Annotated in this window: 14 protein-coding genes and 1 riboswitch; of the genes, 5 read left to right on the top strand and 9 right to left on the bottom strand. The window is 55.3% G+C overall.

What is annotated here, in order from left to right:
• Window positions 1-71: 71 nt before the first annotated feature.
• From KXG62_RS16545 to KXG62_RS16570, 6 genes are all read right to left on the bottom strand, one after another.
• A complete protein-coding gene (locus KXG62_RS16545) occupies window positions 72-758 on the bottom strand; it encodes a hypothetical protein (RefSeq protein WP_218093106.1) in 687 nt (228 codons plus the stop codon).
• A gap of 240 nt (window positions 759-998) precedes the next feature.
• On the bottom strand, window positions 999-2192 hold the full coding sequence (locus tag KXG62_RS16550) for an ABC transporter substrate-binding protein (protein ID WP_218093107.1): 1194 nt from the start codon (window positions 2190-2192) through the stop codon (window positions 999-1001).
• 556 nt (window positions 2193-2748) lie between these two features.
• A complete protein-coding gene (locus KXG62_RS16555; protein ID WP_218093108.1) occupies window positions 2749-3768 on the bottom strand; it encodes a CotS family spore coat protein in 1020 nt (339 codons plus the stop codon).
• On the bottom strand, window positions 3765-4808 hold the full coding sequence (locus tag KXG62_RS16560; RefSeq protein WP_218093109.1) for a CotS family spore coat protein: 1044 nt from the start codon (window positions 4806-4808) through the stop codon (window positions 3765-3767). The genes KXG62_RS16555 and KXG62_RS16560 overlap by 4 nt, the downstream gene beginning before the upstream one ends.
• A 15-nt stretch (window positions 4809-4823) precedes the next feature.
• A complete protein-coding gene (locus KXG62_RS16565) occupies window positions 4824-6053 on the bottom strand; it encodes a glycosyltransferase family 4 protein (RefSeq protein WP_246627486.1) in 1230 nt (409 codons plus the stop codon).
• A 119-nt stretch (window positions 6054-6172) separates the two neighbouring features.
• Complete coding sequence (locus tag KXG62_RS16570; protein WP_218093110.1) at window positions 6173-7927, bottom strand: 2-oxoacid:acceptor oxidoreductase subunit alpha; 1755 nt, start codon at window positions 7925-7927, stop codon at window positions 6173-6175.
• 337 nt (window positions 7928-8264) lie between these two features.
• Here KXG62_RS16570 and KXG62_RS16575 point away from each other — a divergent pair, with 337 nt between their 5' ends.
• From KXG62_RS16575 to KXG62_RS16585, 3 genes are read left to right on the top strand one after another with little or no spacing between them, the layout of a single operon-like run.
• A complete protein-coding gene (locus tag KXG62_RS16575) occupies window positions 8265-9278 on the top strand; it encodes an ABC transporter ATP-binding protein (RefSeq protein WP_218093111.1) in 1014 nt (337 codons plus the stop codon).
• A gap of 12 nt (window positions 9279-9290) precedes the next feature.
• Complete coding sequence (locus KXG62_RS16580) at window positions 9291-10094, top strand: ABC transporter permease (protein WP_218093112.1); 804 nt, start codon at window positions 9291-9293, stop codon at window positions 10092-10094.
• A gap of 3 nt (window positions 10095-10097) precedes the next feature.
• Complete coding sequence (locus KXG62_RS16585) at window positions 10098-10901, top strand: ABC transporter permease (protein ID WP_218093113.1); 804 nt, start codon at window positions 10098-10100, stop codon at window positions 10899-10901.
• Between the two features lie 73 nt (window positions 10902-10974).
• Here the strand turns inward: KXG62_RS16585 and KXG62_RS16590 are convergent, their stop codons facing one another.
• The 3 genes from KXG62_RS16590 to KXG62_RS16600 all read right to left on the bottom strand — a co-directional run bounded on the left by KXG62_RS16590 (window position 10975) and on the right by KXG62_RS16600 (window position 13206).
• Window positions 10975-11454, bottom strand: a complete 480-nt coding sequence (locus KXG62_RS16590; protein ID WP_218093114.1) for an NUDIX hydrolase — start codon at window positions 11452-11454, stop codon at window positions 10975-10977.
• Window positions 11455-11551: 97 nt separating this feature from the next.
• Window positions 11552-11663, bottom strand: a riboswitch (SAM riboswitch).
• A gap of 55 nt (window positions 11664-11718) precedes the next feature.
• Window positions 11719-12303 carry an undecaprenyl-diphosphatase gene (locus KXG62_RS16595; RefSeq protein ID WP_218093115.1) on the bottom strand — a complete coding sequence of 195 codons (585 nt, stop codon included), beginning with the start codon at window positions 12301-12303 and terminating at the stop codon, window positions 11719-11721.
• A gap of 315 nt (window positions 12304-12618) precedes the next feature.
• Complete coding sequence (locus KXG62_RS16600; RefSeq protein ID WP_246627487.1) at window positions 12619-13206, bottom strand: TVP38/TMEM64 family protein; 588 nt, start codon at window positions 13204-13206, stop codon at window positions 12619-12621.
• 223 nt (window positions 13207-13429) lie between these two features.
• Between KXG62_RS16600 and KXG62_RS16605 the strand changes: the two genes are divergently transcribed.
• Complete coding sequence (locus KXG62_RS16605) at window positions 13430-14344, top strand: ankyrin repeat domain-containing protein (RefSeq protein WP_218093117.1); 915 nt, start codon at window positions 13430-13432, stop codon at window positions 14342-14344.
• 19 nt (window positions 14345-14363) lie between these two features.
• On the top strand, window positions 14364-14756 hold the full coding sequence (locus KXG62_RS16610; RefSeq protein WP_218093118.1) for an ankyrin repeat domain-containing protein: 393 nt from the start codon (window positions 14364-14366) through the stop codon (window positions 14754-14756).
• The last annotated feature ends 37 nt before the right edge of the window (window positions 14757-14793 follow it).

Genomic DNA, 14793 nt, shown 5'->3' on the forward strand with positions numbered 1-14793 from the left:
AAAGCCCACCCGTGTCGTTACAACGGATGAGCCATTGCAAAAGCGATTATGTAGCCCGGCACCCAGATGCCTTACTTGGTCTTGGACTGCAGCAGCTCGACCAGCTGCTCTCCGGCATTCGCAAAGCCGCCGCCCCGTCCAGGACGATCCGAATTCCCCCCTTGTTTGTTCGCTTCGTTCTTATTGCTCTGGTCTGCGGCATTGCCCTTGTTTCCTTGCCGCGGCGCCCGGTCCGCCGCATTGCCCTGCTCCGCCGCGTTCCCCTTGCTGCCTTGGCCCGATGGAGCGTTTTGGCCCGCCTCGCTCATCTTCTTCCTCTGCTCGTCTGTCATTTGCCCGCGCTCGGGCCGGTTCTGCATGTTCGCCGCGGCGTCGTCGATATACTTCTTCTGGTTAGCCGTCAGCTTCTCGAGCAGCTTGGCCTTCGCGTCCGCCGACAGCTCTTTCTTCGTGATGCTGTCCTGAACGACGGGCAGCATCGTCTGCGCCTGCTCCTTCGTGAGGGCCAGCCCGTCCGCTTTGTCCATGCGAAGCAGCGTCTGGAACGTCATCACCATTTGACGCTCCTGTTCATTCATTTGCATCGGGGCTTTCCCTTCTGGCGCTTGCTTTGCCTCATGCCCTTGCTGCGTGCTTGCCGCCGCGGGAGGAGCGGCATTCGCGCTGGCCGTCCCTGTCTGCCCTTGCGAGCCCGCAGCGCAGCCGCTTAACAGGACCGCCGTCAGCGCGCATACGCCCAGCCATTTTCCATAAGACATCGGATGATCAACCCTTCTATGTTAAGATGACGAGAATGCTGCAGCCGCCGTAAAGCTTATCCCGGCCGCATCTCCCATCATAGGCTGTCATCATGAAAACCATATGAAAACTAACTTAACGAACGATAAAAATAAGCTTAACGAATACTGAGAAATTCGCGTGTCCGTGGCGCAAGCTCTCGAAACCAAGGGATACAAAAAAGCCTGATTGCTCAGGCTTGGCTTACGGCAGGCCGCCGCTTATTTCTGTGACGCGATGTACTGGTTGATCTTTTCTTCCGCATTCCTCAATGCGGTATTAATATCTTGGCCGTTCTTAATATATTTCTCGTATTCCGGCGTAACGAGTCCGACCGCCTTCGAGTAATGAATAGAGAATTCGGGCGCCGGGGCCGGCTTGCTCTTGAAAATGCCTGCGAGATTTTTCCCCTTCAGCTCCGGGACATCCGCACCGAAGTCTTTGGCGTATTTCGGATCCTTCATCGCCGACACTCTGGCCGTTTTCCGCGCCAGCGCGGTTTGAACCTCGTCGGAGAACAGCACCTCCATTACCCGCATCTGATCATCCCGCGACTTGCTCGATTTGAGTGGAATCATCACGTGCAGGTCGTACATGCCGTAGACATTCGGCTTGTCGCTGAAGCTGGGGAACTGGGCGACGTCCCAATTCAAATCGGGCGACTCCTTGAACCGCAAAAACAAATTGACGGTCGGCGCCATCGCGACGTTCTTATCCTTCACAAACCGGTTCCATGCTGCTGTCCCGCTATTCACGTATTCGTTGCCCGGCACGGAAAAGATTTGCTTGGCCGTTTCGAACGCACGTTTGAACTGATCATTGTTGACCGTCGCCTTGTTCGTCTTGGCGTCGACGGGAACGAGCGATAACGGAAAGGTAATGCGCGACCAGCTGTCGATTTCAAGCCCCCGGTACTTCGTGCCGCCGTCCGAGCGCGATACGAGCTTGGCCAGGTCGATCGCCTGCTCCCAAGTCATCCCGTCCTTCGGATAAGGAACGCCGAATTTATCGAAAATGTCTTTGTTGTAATAAAGCGCATTCAAATTGATCGCGTAGGGCAGGGCGTAAAGCTCGCCTTTGTCCGAGACGGCCTTGATGGCGTTCAGCGCCCCCTCGTCGAAGCGGTTTAAATCGAGATTATGCTGCTTCGCAAGCGGCGTCACATCGACGAAAGCATTCAACTCCTTATAAAAGGACAGGCCCCCGTTCCATGTGATAAAGAAATCGGCCGGCTCCCCCGCAGCGACAATCTGCGGAAGATCGTTCTTCGTAATCACGTTCTCCACGGTGATATGCGGGTACTTCTTCTTCACCGGATCTGCGAGCAAATCTTTAAAGTCCTGCTCGCTCAAATAGTTGCCGCTCTGGTAAAACTTCAAAGTGACCGGCTCCAGCGGTTTTTGTTGGACTTTCACGTTATCGCCGGGATCCGGATTGTTTCCGCATCCCGCCAAGAGCGCCGGCAAAAGCATACAGCTTACAGAGATTAGCCCAATTGTTCTCATCGTGACCCTCCATGTTATCAGCTGAAATTATACGCCGCATATACGGCTGCATGCATGTGAATTGCCGGACGCTTGCGAACCCTCATCTCTCCGGTAGCGTGCTCACGCGTATCAATCCGATGCGGTTCTCATGCCGGCTTACTGCCCGCTTGCTTCACTCGCCAAAAAAGAGCTATCGAAACATTCATCGAGACTGATTTGTCGGCACTCGCGCGATCGTTTGGTTACCGGTTTGCGATAAGGTATCACCTTCTATTCCGAATTAATATGATTTTTTCGATCAGAAAACTGATTATGACTTTCATTTTATGCTTATTTATATCTTAATTGATCATTTTTTAGTCGTCAATCCACTTTGTTCCAATCACAAATATAAATATTGTAAACCCGCCCCGCGCTTCCCTTTCAATACAAAAAAAAGCCGTCTTCTGCGTCGCATGCGCACCAAGTGGTCCGCATGCCGCCATTAACGGCTCGTCAAGAGCGGCTGAAGCAGTAGCTGCTTCGCGGTCTCCATCCCAACGATGGTGCGCAGCCGCTCGCCCTCGCAGCTTTGCTCCTTCTTGAAACAACGTTTCGCATATCCGTAATACGAATGCGGGAATAACAAATCGATCAACAACACTTGCCGTTGCGCGGGGGTGAGCGGATAAACCGATTCGTAGCAGGCGACGCATCGCTCAAGCTCTTTGCTGTCCCATCGCCCCAATCGCTCCATCCGTTTGGCAATGACCTTGCGCGTATCGCGTACCGGCAGGTCGTAAGCCACATTGTCCAGATCGAGAACATATACGCCCCGCTCTGTCAGCAGCGCGTTTCCTTTGCCGTAGTCCTGATGGCATAACGGGCCGTACGGGCCGGCGGCGCGGACCCATTCGGAATAGCAGGACCGCTCCAGCGCGAGAATCGCCTGATCGGCCATCGTGATCATGCCGCCGGCCGTCTCCAGGTACGACTGGTGAAATGCGCTCGTCTCCCGCTTGGCTTCGCCGCGCCATAAGGCAAGCTCGCTTCGCAGCTTGCGGTAGTGCCGAGGCCACTCCCCCATGCGGTCCACCATCCGGCTTCCATCCGGAGGATCGAAGCCGGATGACGCCTGATGAAATCGTGCCAGCCCCCGCAGCCCTGTATATAAATCGGGAATCTCATCCATATACAAGTCGCTTCCATCAATCCACGAATACAGAACGAAAGCATAACCGCCGTGAATCGAATAAAGGCCATCCTCCTTCGTTCGCACGATATCCGCCACGCACGCCCCGTTGCGGCGAAGATGCAGCTGCGCCGCCGTCACCGCCTCGACGTACGGAAGCGGCTTGCCGAGCCGTTTCAGGCAGTACAGCCCGCGCGAAGCATCGATTTTCCATACCGTCTTAATGCCACCGCCTTGGATCACCTCAAGATCGGTGACGGTCAGATGCGGATAATGCTCGGCCATCAGCCGCGCTCCAAGCTCAAGCTCATCCGCCTTATCCTGGCGCATCATGGCTTTACCAGCTCGTCAAGCCGGTCGAGGAACGATTGCAGAACGGCGCTTTTGCTTGTTTCCGTCGCGATCATCTCTTCCAAGCGGCGGACATGCTTATCCAGCGTCCATGCAGTCTCTCTTCTTTCGTAATACTTGGAAACTTGACCGTAAAACAAATGCGGGAATTGAACGTCTGCCGCGAGGATCTTATATTGTTCCTTCGTCAGCGGGTAGACCTCCTGATACGCTTTCAGCATCAGGAGCATCTTGGGCAAATCCCAATCCGTCCCTTTCTTCATCACTTTGTTCAATATTTTCCTAATATCGCGTACGGGCAGGTCAACGGTCAACGAATCCATGTCGTACACATACAGCGCGCCGTCGCTTCCGATCGCCAGGTTCGCCGCTGCAAAATCTTGATGGCACAGCGTTTTTCGAACGCTCGTTTCTTCGACCCAACGGTTGTAATACGGCTCCTCCAGCCGGGCGAGCGACGACCGGCACTGCTCCACAAAGCGGTCGACATGCTTTAAAAACAGCCGGTCCATTGCATTCGTATCGGACGCAGACGATCGCTGCGTTCTCCACTGGTTCAGCCGCTCCATCCGCGTCTCTCCATGCCGCTTCCACTCGAACAGCAGCATGGACGGAGACGCTCCCGCCGGCGGCTCGATCCCTGCGGAAGCGCGATGGAATGTGGCCATGCTCCTCATGATCATCCTCAGCTCATTCTCGGCGCCGTAATCCGGCGACCGTCCGCGGACGGCTTCGAATAAGACATAATATTCGCCCCCCACGGCAGTATAGCCCTCGCCCGACGTTGTTGAGACAATCGCCGGCGTACAGACGCCGTTTCGCTTCAAATAACCGACGGCATGGACCATGAATGCGATACGGCTTGCGTCAAGCGGGACCTTTTTCAGGATGAATTCGCCCTGCTCGGTTTGAATCGACCATACGGCTTTTTTGCCTTTATCCGCGAGCAGCCGGACACGACGGGCTTTCGTCGGGTAACGGGACATGATTTCCTTCACAAGCTTTGCGCTAGCCGCAGCCATCTTTCCCCCTCCTGCTTATTTTTGTTTGCTTCTCCGCTTCATCTCGTCATACATCCGCAGCAGCCGTTTGGCTACATGCTGGAACCCGAAGTTCGCTTCCGCCATCGCTCTGCCCGCCTTGGCCAAGCTCATCGCCTTGTCCGGCCGCGACAGCAGAAGCGAAATCGCATCCGCGATCGCCTTCGGATTGTCGTAGTCGTCGATCACGATGCCGCTCACGTCCCGCTTCATAATTTCCGCGTTGCCGCCCCGATTTGTCGTTATGATCGGCAAGCCCGCCCCCATCGCCTCATAATGAACTCTGGCCAGCGGCTCCTCCCATTGGGAGCTGCATACGAACAAATCTCCCAACAAGTAATAGGAAGGAATCTCGCTCGGCGGAACAAAGCCAGTAAAGAGAACGCGTCCGCCCAGCGGCTCGGCGATCCGCCGAAGATACTGTCCGTATTCGTCGACCCGTTCGTCGTAAAACCATTTGCTCCCGATAACCGCCAGCACCGCGTTGTCATGCTGCATCACGACCTGCTTCATCGCCTCGATCAGCACATCCGGCCCTTTGACCCGGCTTAAGCGCCCGACGAACAATACGACTTTTTTGTCGACGACGCCGTACTTTTCACGAAGCTGCTGCCGGACCGGCTGAGCCTCGGCCGACCCAATGGGCATATACTTTTTCAGATGAATACCCGAATATACGGTATGCAGCTTCCCTTTGGCGGATGGGAACCGCTCAACAATCGTTCTGCCGATATAGTCGCTGATGCACATAATCCGATCGACCGACTGAATGATGACTTCGCCAAGCTCCTTTTTCACTTTGGATCCCCGGAACATTTCGTTGTGAACGCTGACGACAAACCGGCTCTTAGGCATCGCTTTTTTGTAAATCAGCACGTCCTTCGGGCGGTTAAATACATGGATGATATCAAAATACCGCTTTTTTTTCGGATCACGTTCGGACGCTGCGGATTGAAGCCGAGCCAATTCCTGGGCTACACCGCGCACGTAGCCTTCGCGGGGAACCCGGATATATTCCACTCCCTTCACCCTCTCCCGATCGGGAAGCGAAGGGTCCGTAATACAGAAAACAGTCAGACGATGCTTGCGGCCGATATGCGGCGCAACCCCGTCGATCAAAATTTGAATCGCTCCTCCTCTCAAGGGAGGGACGGTCATCATTTCCGTGCAAATAAAAGCAATCCGCATGTCCCCGCTCCTTTCCGCCATCGCGCTTCCGTATTCCACTCCTGTATCCGCCTATAGACACCGTCTCTTACGTTGTCCTATAGCATATGATTGCAGTCTATGATCAGGAACGGCATACATACTAGGAACAATGGCTGAAAAGAGATGACAACCGCTCATTATGCAGGGCTGCAGCGGTACAGCAGCGCCTTGCATCGCTCATAGATCTCCGACGGCCGGAACAGGCTTCCGTCATATTTCAGCTCGCTGCATAGGCGCCCGGTTGTTCCGTAATGCAGCCGCAGCAGCGATGCGAGCTGCCCCGTTGCATTATGCTCGAAGACGACAATCGGGCCCTCACCGTCCAAACAGGGGGCCAGCTCCTCCACCGGCAGCGGACAGAGCAAACGAATCGTGATCTGATTCGCGGCGATGCCTTCCTGCGCCAGCAGCGCCCGAGCCTCCGCGATCGCACCTCCCGTCGAGCCGATCCCGACAAGAATGAGATCCGCCTCCGGGTGAGCGGCAGCGGCATGAAACGGTGCATCGATCTGCAGACCGCCCAGCTTTCTTAACCGTTTGTCCATCATCGCTTGCCGATTGTGCGGGTCTTCCGACGCACGCCCCGCTTCATTATGCTCTACGCCGGTGACGGAGTGCATGCCGTGCTTCGTGCCGGGCAGCACTCTTGGAGACACGCCGCTCTCCGTCATGGCGTAACGCTTGAACGGCCCGTCCTTCAGCGTAAGCGGCGATTCGCCGGATTGCAGCGCTCCGCGTTCGAGGACGATATCGCCGTACTGAAGCGGCTCAGCCGACTGCTTCCCGAGCGACAGCTGCAGGTCGGTCAGCACGATGACAGGGCATTGGAACCGTTCTGCCAAATTGAACGCGAGCACGGTATCGTAAAAGCATTCCTCCACCGTGCTCGGACAAAGCACGATCTTCTGCGTCTCCCCGTGCGTCCCGTACAGGACAGCGTTCAAGTCGCCCTGCTCGTGCTTGGTCGGAAGTCCCGTGCTCGGACCTCCCCGCTGCGCGTCAACGATGACCACCGGCGTTTCGGTCATCCCCGCCAGTCCAATGCCCTCCATCATGAGCGACAAGCCCGGACCCGAGGTAGCGGTGAACGCCCGCACGCCGCCGTAGTTGGCCCCGATCGCCATCATCAGCGCCGCTATTTCATCCTCGGCCTGGATAACCGTGCCGCCGAGCGCGGGCAATCGCGGGATCAAATACTCCATAATTTCCGTTGCCGGCGTAATCGGATAAGCAGCCATGAACCGGCAGCCGGCAGCAATCGCTCCGAGACCGATCGCCTCGTTGCCGATCATGAACCATTTGGGCCGGCCGTCGGCCGCATCCAGCCGAAGCCGTTCGTCCGGCGTGCCGATCCGGTCGTAAACATACTGCGCTCCGCAGGATAGCGCTTGTTTGTTCAATTCGACGATCTCGGCGCCTTTGCGCAGCCATTCTTTTTCCGCCGCATCGTGGAACGGCTTCAGCGGCAGCCCCAGCAGCGCCGCCGACGCACCGACGGCGACCATATTTTTCATATATGCGCTCCCTAGCTCGTCTGCGATCGAGGTGAACGGAACGGCAATGAGCCGGCAGGTCATCCCGTCAGGCAAGGCAGGCCGCAGCTTGGCATCTGCGATCACGATGCCCCCGGAGCGCAGCTCGCGCGCATTCCGCTCCAACGTTTCCTGGTCAAAGGCCACCAGAATGTCCACATCGTCTGCGATCGCGCGGACGGGCTGCGTGCAGATGCGGATCTTGTTGCTCGTATGCCCGCCCATAATTCGCGACGAAAATTCGCGATACCCGTAAAGATAATAGCCCAGCCGGCACAAGCCGTCCGCAAAGATCAGTTCCGTGCTCTCCAGCTTCTCTCCCTGCTGCCCGCCTATTTTCCATGAAAGATCATGCGCCATTGCCATTCGCTCCTTTGACTCGGTATCGCATTCATTGTATTCCCCCTTTACAAACATTTCCAAAACCGAATTTCGATCAGAACATTCTCATTTCGATATCATTTGGACTTAAATGAATAACGATTCAAGATGGGTTGAACAAAGAAAAAGGCAGGCATATGCCGAGATAAAATGACTATACTGATTTTTTCCATTGAGGCTGCACCCGCGTGTCGATTATTGTTGGATAGCTGTCATTTTTTAGTTATTTGATAAAAAAAAGGGTTGCATGAACGTATGTTTCAACGTAAGATTAGACTCACTTTATTATTGGATGTTTTTGGAAGGGGTTATTGGCATGACGCTAATCAAAGTGGATGAATTGACCAAAGTATTTCAAAGGCAGCAGAAAACCCCGGGATTCGCCGGCACGATGAAAGATTTGTTTTACCGCCAGTATACGGACAAGGTCGCCGTCGACAGCATCTCCTTTGAGATCGGGCGCGGTGAGATTGTCGGATATATCGGACCGAACGGCGCAGGCAAATCGACGACGATCAAGATGCTGTCGGGCATCCTCGTACCGACCTCCGGCATCGTGGAAGTCGGCGGCCTCGTGCCTTACCGGAGCCGCAAGGAATATTCTCGCCGCATCGGCGTCGTATTCGGCCAGCGGACCCAGCTCTGGTGGGACATTCCGGTGTCCGAGTCGTTCCGGCTCATGAAATATATGTACAAAATTTCCGACCAAGACTACAAGCGCAGCATCGAGCTGTTTTCGGATATTTTGGACATCGACGAATTCATGAACGCCCCTGTGAGGCAGTTGAGCCTCGGCCAGCGGATGCGCGCGGATTTATGCGCCGCCCTGCTGCATAATCCGGATATTTTGTATTTGGATGAACCGACGATCGGTCTCGATGTCGTCGTGAAGGAGAACATCCGCGAATTCATCAAGCAGGTCAATCTCGAGCGCAAGACGACGGTCATTTTGACGACGCACGACATGTCCGATATCGAGAAGCTGTGCTCGAGGGTGATCGTCATCGACCGCGGAAAATTGATGTACGACGGCGTGCTGAACCAGCTCAAAACGATATACGGCTCCGGCGAGACGATGATCGTGGAAACGGCCGACCCTGTGCAGCCCTGGGACGAGCTGGCGCATCTGGGCATCGACGACTTCGATTACGACGGCAAGAGCATCACGATCAAATACGATAAAACGGTCGTGAACTCCACCGCCATCCTGAGGGTGCTGATGTCGAAAATCACGATCACCGATTTTGTGGTGCATCCGTGCGAAATCGAACAAATCATTCGAAAAATGTACGAAAATCCTTTATCCGCCGCCGTCGCTGCCGGTTCGTAGGAGGAGCTGCCCGTGAAACTTTACCTTGCGTTTTTGACGAATGAATTTCAATCGAATTTGGCTTATAAAACGGATGTGCTGCTGAAAATGTTCGGGCGGGTCATGGGGCTGTTCGTGCAAATCGCATTGTGGACGGCACTCTACGGCACGACCTCCGGGACGGCGGCGACCGGCATGGGGCAGATCAGCTTGAACGATATGATCAACTACGTCGTCATCAGCACATGCATCTCGGTATTTGTGAGCAACAATACGATCTTTAGCATCGGCGATAAAATCCGCTCCGGCGACATCGGCCTGCAGCTCATGAAGCCGATCAGCCTGCAAACCTGCATGCTGTTTCAATCGATGGGTACCAGCGCGTCGCGGATTTTTTTCGAATTGGCGCCGCTGATCGTCGTTGCGGCGATCTTTTACCCGCTGACCGTGCCGCCGGTTCACCTGCTGCTGCCGTTTGCCGTTGCGCTGCTTAACGGTTTCGTCTTGAACTTTTTGCTGGCCTATATTCTTGGCATGGTCGGCTTTTGGTACATTAACATTTACCATTTAAGCCGGCTGCTGTCGGATGTCATCAAGGTGTTCTCCGGCGTCTGGATTCCGCTGTGGTTTTTCCCGCAAATTTTGACCGACGTATCGGCGTTCCTGCCGTTTCGCCTCATTTATTTTTCACCGATCTCCATTTATATGGGGAAAACGGAATGGACCGACACGCTGCTGCTCATTGCCCAGCAATTCATGTGGATCGGCATTCTGCTCCTCGTCGCGGAGCTCGTGTGGAGAAAAGGCATCAGCAAACTGGTCATCCAGGGAGGGTAGCGCATGCATGTGCTGAAACTGTACTCGCAATTTTTAGCCATTTACTTAAAGTCCAGAATGGAGTACCGCTTCTCGTTCTTCATGGACATCTTCATTCAATTTACAACCTACGGTTCGACCTATATGGGGATCTGGATCGTGCTTTCCAAATTCGGCAGCATCGGCGGCTGGAGCTTTTACGAGGTGCTGTTCTTGTACACGCTGAATTTGATGTCGTACGGCATATGCAGCCTGTTCGTCTGGTCGCCGATGCGGGCGCTCGAATGGATGGTGCAGCGCGGCGAGTTCGACGGTGTACTTGTGAAGCCGATGAATCCGCTGGTCCACTTGATCTTCCGGCAATTCAACCAGCATTTTCTCGGGCATATCATCTTGTCCGCGATCGTGTTCTCCATCTGCTTCCGGCATTTGCATATCGACTGGACCGCAGCGAACGTTTGTTATTTCATCTTGACGATTGCCGGCGCAACGTTCATCCAGGCGGCGCTGCTGATCATCTCCGGAGCGATGAGCTTCTGGTTCGTCAAGTCAAACTCGTTTACCGATACGATGATTTACGGCTTTCGCGGCTTCATGGATTATCCGATCTCGATTTACAGCAAAGCGATTCAAATCTTTTTGACCTTTGTCGTGCCGTACGGCTTCGTCAACTTTTATCCGTCGCAATACTTTTTGGGCAAAGAAGGCGAAGGGTTGTTCCATTCGTCGTTCCGGTTCGGCACCCCGATAATCGGCGTCGCGCTGCTGCTGCTGTCGCTGTACATATGGCATAAAGGCGTCAACCGGTACCAAAGCACAGGCTCCTAATGCCGCGTGCCGCAAGTCCCGCATCCGCCGAACCGCCGCATTCGTGCGGCGGCTTCGCGACGCATCGTTAACGTTATGACATGATCGTCCAGACGAAAGGCGCGACGGCCCCCGGTTTGTTCCATTCCAATCTGGCGTTGATCAGCGGCTGGCCCGCGATCAGCCTTCCAATCATCTCACTGTAATACTCCGGTACCAGCTTATTGGACGCCACGGTGCCAAGATCGACCCATTCCGGTATATGCTTCTCCGGCTCGTTCGTGACGAGATCCCCGTAAATCCGATCCGCATAAAACAGCATCGTCACCGCGCACGTACGGTCGGCGTAGTTCATATACGAAATCACGCCCTTCAGGACCGGCTGCTCGACGATCAAGCCGGTTTCTTCATGCATCTCCCGGACGCATGCCTCCTCCAATGTCTCGTTCAGCTCCACGCCTCCGCCCGGAGGCGTTAATTGCTTGTAGTTAAAATAGGTAGGGATAAGCTTCCTCATCAGCACGACCTGACCGTCCCGCACCGCGATGCAGGCGACCCTTGTTCTTATGGACATGTTCCCTCTCTCCTTTATGCGCTTGGCGTACACACAGAAAAACCCCGTGTCATCCAAAGACGACAGGGGGCAGCAGTGCGGCATCACCGTATTCTCCCTCTCATCTTCCAAGGCATGCGTGCCTTGCAGGAATTTGCACCGTGCTTGACAAGCAAGCCGGTTGCCGCGGTTTCATCGGGCCAGTCCCTCCACCGAACTCTGGATAAGAGATATTTAATTGTGATTTTTAATTTAACATAGGATTCCAATATTTCAAATCATTTTTTATTGACCGGCCGATACGCCCTTTCTGTTTTTCGGGACGAACGGAATTCGGTTATAAATCAAAATGATCAGCCGGGCAATCGGTTCGAATACAGGGCTCAGCTTGTACACCGCCAGGCTGACGACCAGCGACACCACAATGCTGCCCAGCACGTCGAACGGGTAATGGTTGCCGACATAAATGCGCGAGAAGCCGGTCAATACCGCAAGCGCCAGCATCACCGAACCGATTCGGCGGTTCAGCAGCAATACGGCGAGCGATAGCGAGAACGCGCCGGTCGTATGGTCGCTCGGGAATGAAGCGTCCGCGGCATGGTCGACCAACAGTTTGACCGTGTGCGCGACAAACGGCCGCGGCTCGAAATAAATTTGACCGATGATGAAGTTAATCAGCAGTCCGAGCGCGCCGGTAATCGCGGCGAATACCACCGTGCGTTTGGAACGCTCGCTGCCCAGAAACCACATGAGCAGCAGCATAAGGGCGTACATGTACAGCGCTTTTTTCGTAATAAAAATTAGGATTGCATCCATCAGCGGACTTTGGCCCGCCAAATCGTTAATCGCTTGGAACCATTCGTAGTTCATCGACAAGTATGACCTCATTTCTATAATATCAAGCATCCCACCCATTTTAACATAATCTTCACAATCTTTTCACCTGGTGAAATGATTTCGTCGGAAAAAGTCTGAATGTCCGTGATTTTAGCCAAAACCTGTTGTAATTTGCTGAATCTCCGGTACTAATGTTGTTGTTCGTGAAACAATGGCGGCTCCTCGCACGCAGCATTACATCGAATGGGCCCAGGCACGCCCCACGGCAAAAAAACCGCGGCCTGCGGCGCACGGTACAATACTCCGTATAGGTGGTTCATGACAAGGACGGCGCACGGCTGTCGCCTGTTAATGCTTCATGTAGCGGGATTCCAGCTTCCGCCCGACCAGCCAGATGACGACAAGCACGATCGCGACGAGCGCCGCCTTCCACGGCTTGCGGATCAGTCCTTCCAGATCGTAACCGGCGACGGAAACGATGCCAACCATAACCGCCTTGCCGAGCATAGTCGCTGTAACAAACGTATGGAGCGGCAGTCTGGACATGCCCGATACGATATTGACGAGCGATGACGGAGTGAACGGGAAACAGCTGAGCACGAAGATCGGGGTGAACCCGTGCGTTTCGACCCAGTGGATCAATCTTCTGGAGCCGGAATATTTGCGCTCGATCCAGCCGCGCAGCCGGCCGCCGAATTTGCGGGCAAGCAAAAAAACGCTGACGGAGCCGAGCACGATGCCGAGCCACGATAACAGCGCGCCGACGATCGGTCCGTATGCATTCACGTTGGCGACGATAATGGCAACGAGCGGAAGCACCGGAATAAACGATTCCACCATGGCCGCGGCAATGCCAGGAAGCGGGCCGAGCGATTCATACTGCTGCAGCCATCTTTCGATATTTTCCCAAGACAAACGAGATAACAACGGAGTCAACGGCTCACCTCTTCCCAAACTACTCTTTACTATAATATGGGGCCGTACCCGAAAGCAAATACAGCAGCCTGCCGCACGGCTTGCCGGGAAACAACGCATCCTCGCGCACGATTACCGCCGCACCACCTGCAATGTCCCACCCAATAATTGACATTAGAATCCGATGCGTGATAAAGTAACATTGTAATCACAATTACAATGTTATAGTTTAGGATGGCTGTTGATGAGCAAAAAAACGAAAAAAACCACCGTCCTGTCCGTACGACTGGATGAAACCACGCTTGCCGCCGTCGATCTGCTGGTTCACGCCGGCATCGCCCAAAGCCGGTCCGAAGCCGCTTCTCAGCTTATTACGATCGGCGTGCAGCATTCAGAGGCGCTGCTGCTCAAAGCGAAAGCGCTGGAAGAAAACGTGCGCCGGCTAAGGCACGAAATGCTCGATGCGGTCAAAAGCAAAAGCCTCGATAAGGTGAAGCAGCTGCTGGCGATGGACGCTACGCTCAAAAACGCGGCTGCGGAGAACGGCCAGACGGCCATCTTGACCGCCGCCTATTCCCGGGCAAGCGACATTCAGGAGCTGCTGCTGCACAGCGGAGCCGAGCTGAACCTATTCGAAGCGGCGGCCGTCGGCCAAACGGCCCGCGTGCGAGAGCTGTCGGAAGCCGATGCCGGGCTCGTGAACAGCCACAGCTTCGACGGCTACACGCCGCTGGGGCTTGCCGCGCATTTCGGGCATGAGGAAACGGCGGCTTACCTGATTGACGCGGGGGCGGATACCGACCTCCGCAGCCGGGACGGCAAGCTGAACAACATGCCGCTGCACGCCTCCATTGCGGGCAACCATCCCGCGCTCACGAGGCTGCTGCTGGCGAACGGCGCCGATCCGAACGCACGATGCGAAGGCGAAGTGCGCCGAGGCTTCACCCCGCTGCATGTCGCTGCGCATTTCAACCGGCTGGAAGCGGCCGATCCGCTGCTGGCGCATGGCGCCGATCCGCTCCTCCGCAACGACGATGCGTTAACGGCCGCAGAGTATGCGCTGGCCAAAGGGCATACGGAATTCGCGGAACGTTTGTCAAGCCTCGCCCGCTCCGGACAATCAGCGGAAACGCAGCCGCCCGGAGCGAAAAATTCATAAGCTGGAAAGGGGAAGTTCCATGTCCGGAACATTGCAAGCCGATCTGGTCAAACCATTTGTGTATCATGCCCACAGCAGCCTGGAGCGCGTCACCGAAATGCTGGAGGCGGAGCCGGGGCTATTGAACGCCGCGTGGGACTGGGGTGGCGGCGATTGGGAGACGGCGCTCGGCGCGGCCGCGCATATGGGCAGACGCGACATTGCGCTGTATTTGCTCGAGCAGGGTGCAAGAATCGATGTATTCGCCGCCGCCATGCTCGGCCGGCTGGACATCGTCCAAGCCGTGCTTGCCGCTGGGCCGCAAACTTTGCATGCGCCGGGGCCGCATACGATATCGCTGCTCGCCCATGCCCAGGCCGGAGGAGACGATGCGGCCGAGGTGGTCCGCTATCTGGAAGCGCTCCTCGCTTAACCGGCATGCCCGATGACCGTGAGACTGACCGTCCCCG

The sequence above is a fragment of the Paenibacillus solanacearum genome (genome assembly GCF_910593845.1).
Taxonomy (GTDB): domain Bacteria; phylum Bacillota; class Bacilli; order Paenibacillales; family NBRC-103111; genus Paenibacillus_G; species Paenibacillus_G solanacearum.

Coding starts and splice junctions, on each gene's coding strand:
- KXG62_RS16545 (WP_218093106.1), bottom strand. CDS start 758: ATGTCTTATGGAAAATGGCTGGGCGTATGCGCGCTGACGGCGGTCCTG.
- KXG62_RS16555 (WP_218093108.1), bottom strand. CDS start 3,768: ATGATGCGCCAGGATAAGGCGGATGAGCTTGAGCTTGGAGCGCGGCTG.
- KXG62_RS16560 (WP_218093109.1), bottom strand. CDS start 4,808: ATGGCTGCGGCTAGCGCAAAGCTTGTGAAGGAAATCATGTCCCGTTAC.
- KXG62_RS16570 (WP_218093110.1), bottom strand. CDS start 7,927: ATGGCGCATGATCTTTCATGGAAAATAGGCGGGCAGCAGGGAGAGAAG.
- KXG62_RS16575 (WP_218093111.1), top strand. CDS start 8,265: ATGACGCTAATCAAAGTGGATGAATTGACCAAAGTATTTCAAAGGCAG.
- KXG62_RS16585 (WP_218093113.1), top strand. CDS start 10,098: ATGCATGTGCTGAAACTGTACTCGCAATTTTTAGCCATTTACTTAAAG.
- KXG62_RS16590 (WP_218093114.1), bottom strand. CDS start 11,454: ATGTCCATAAGAACAAGGGTCGCCTGCATCGCGGTGCGGGACGGTCAG.
- KXG62_RS16595 (WP_218093115.1), bottom strand. CDS start 12,303: ATGAACTACGAATGGTTCCAAGCGATTAACGATTTGGCGGGCCAAAGT.
- KXG62_RS16605 (WP_218093117.1), top strand. CDS start 13,430: ATGAGCAAAAAAACGAAAAAAACCACCGTCCTGTCCGTACGACTGGAT.
- KXG62_RS16610 (WP_218093118.1), top strand. CDS start 14,364: ATGTCCGGAACATTGCAAGCCGATCTGGTCAAACCATTTGTGTATCAT.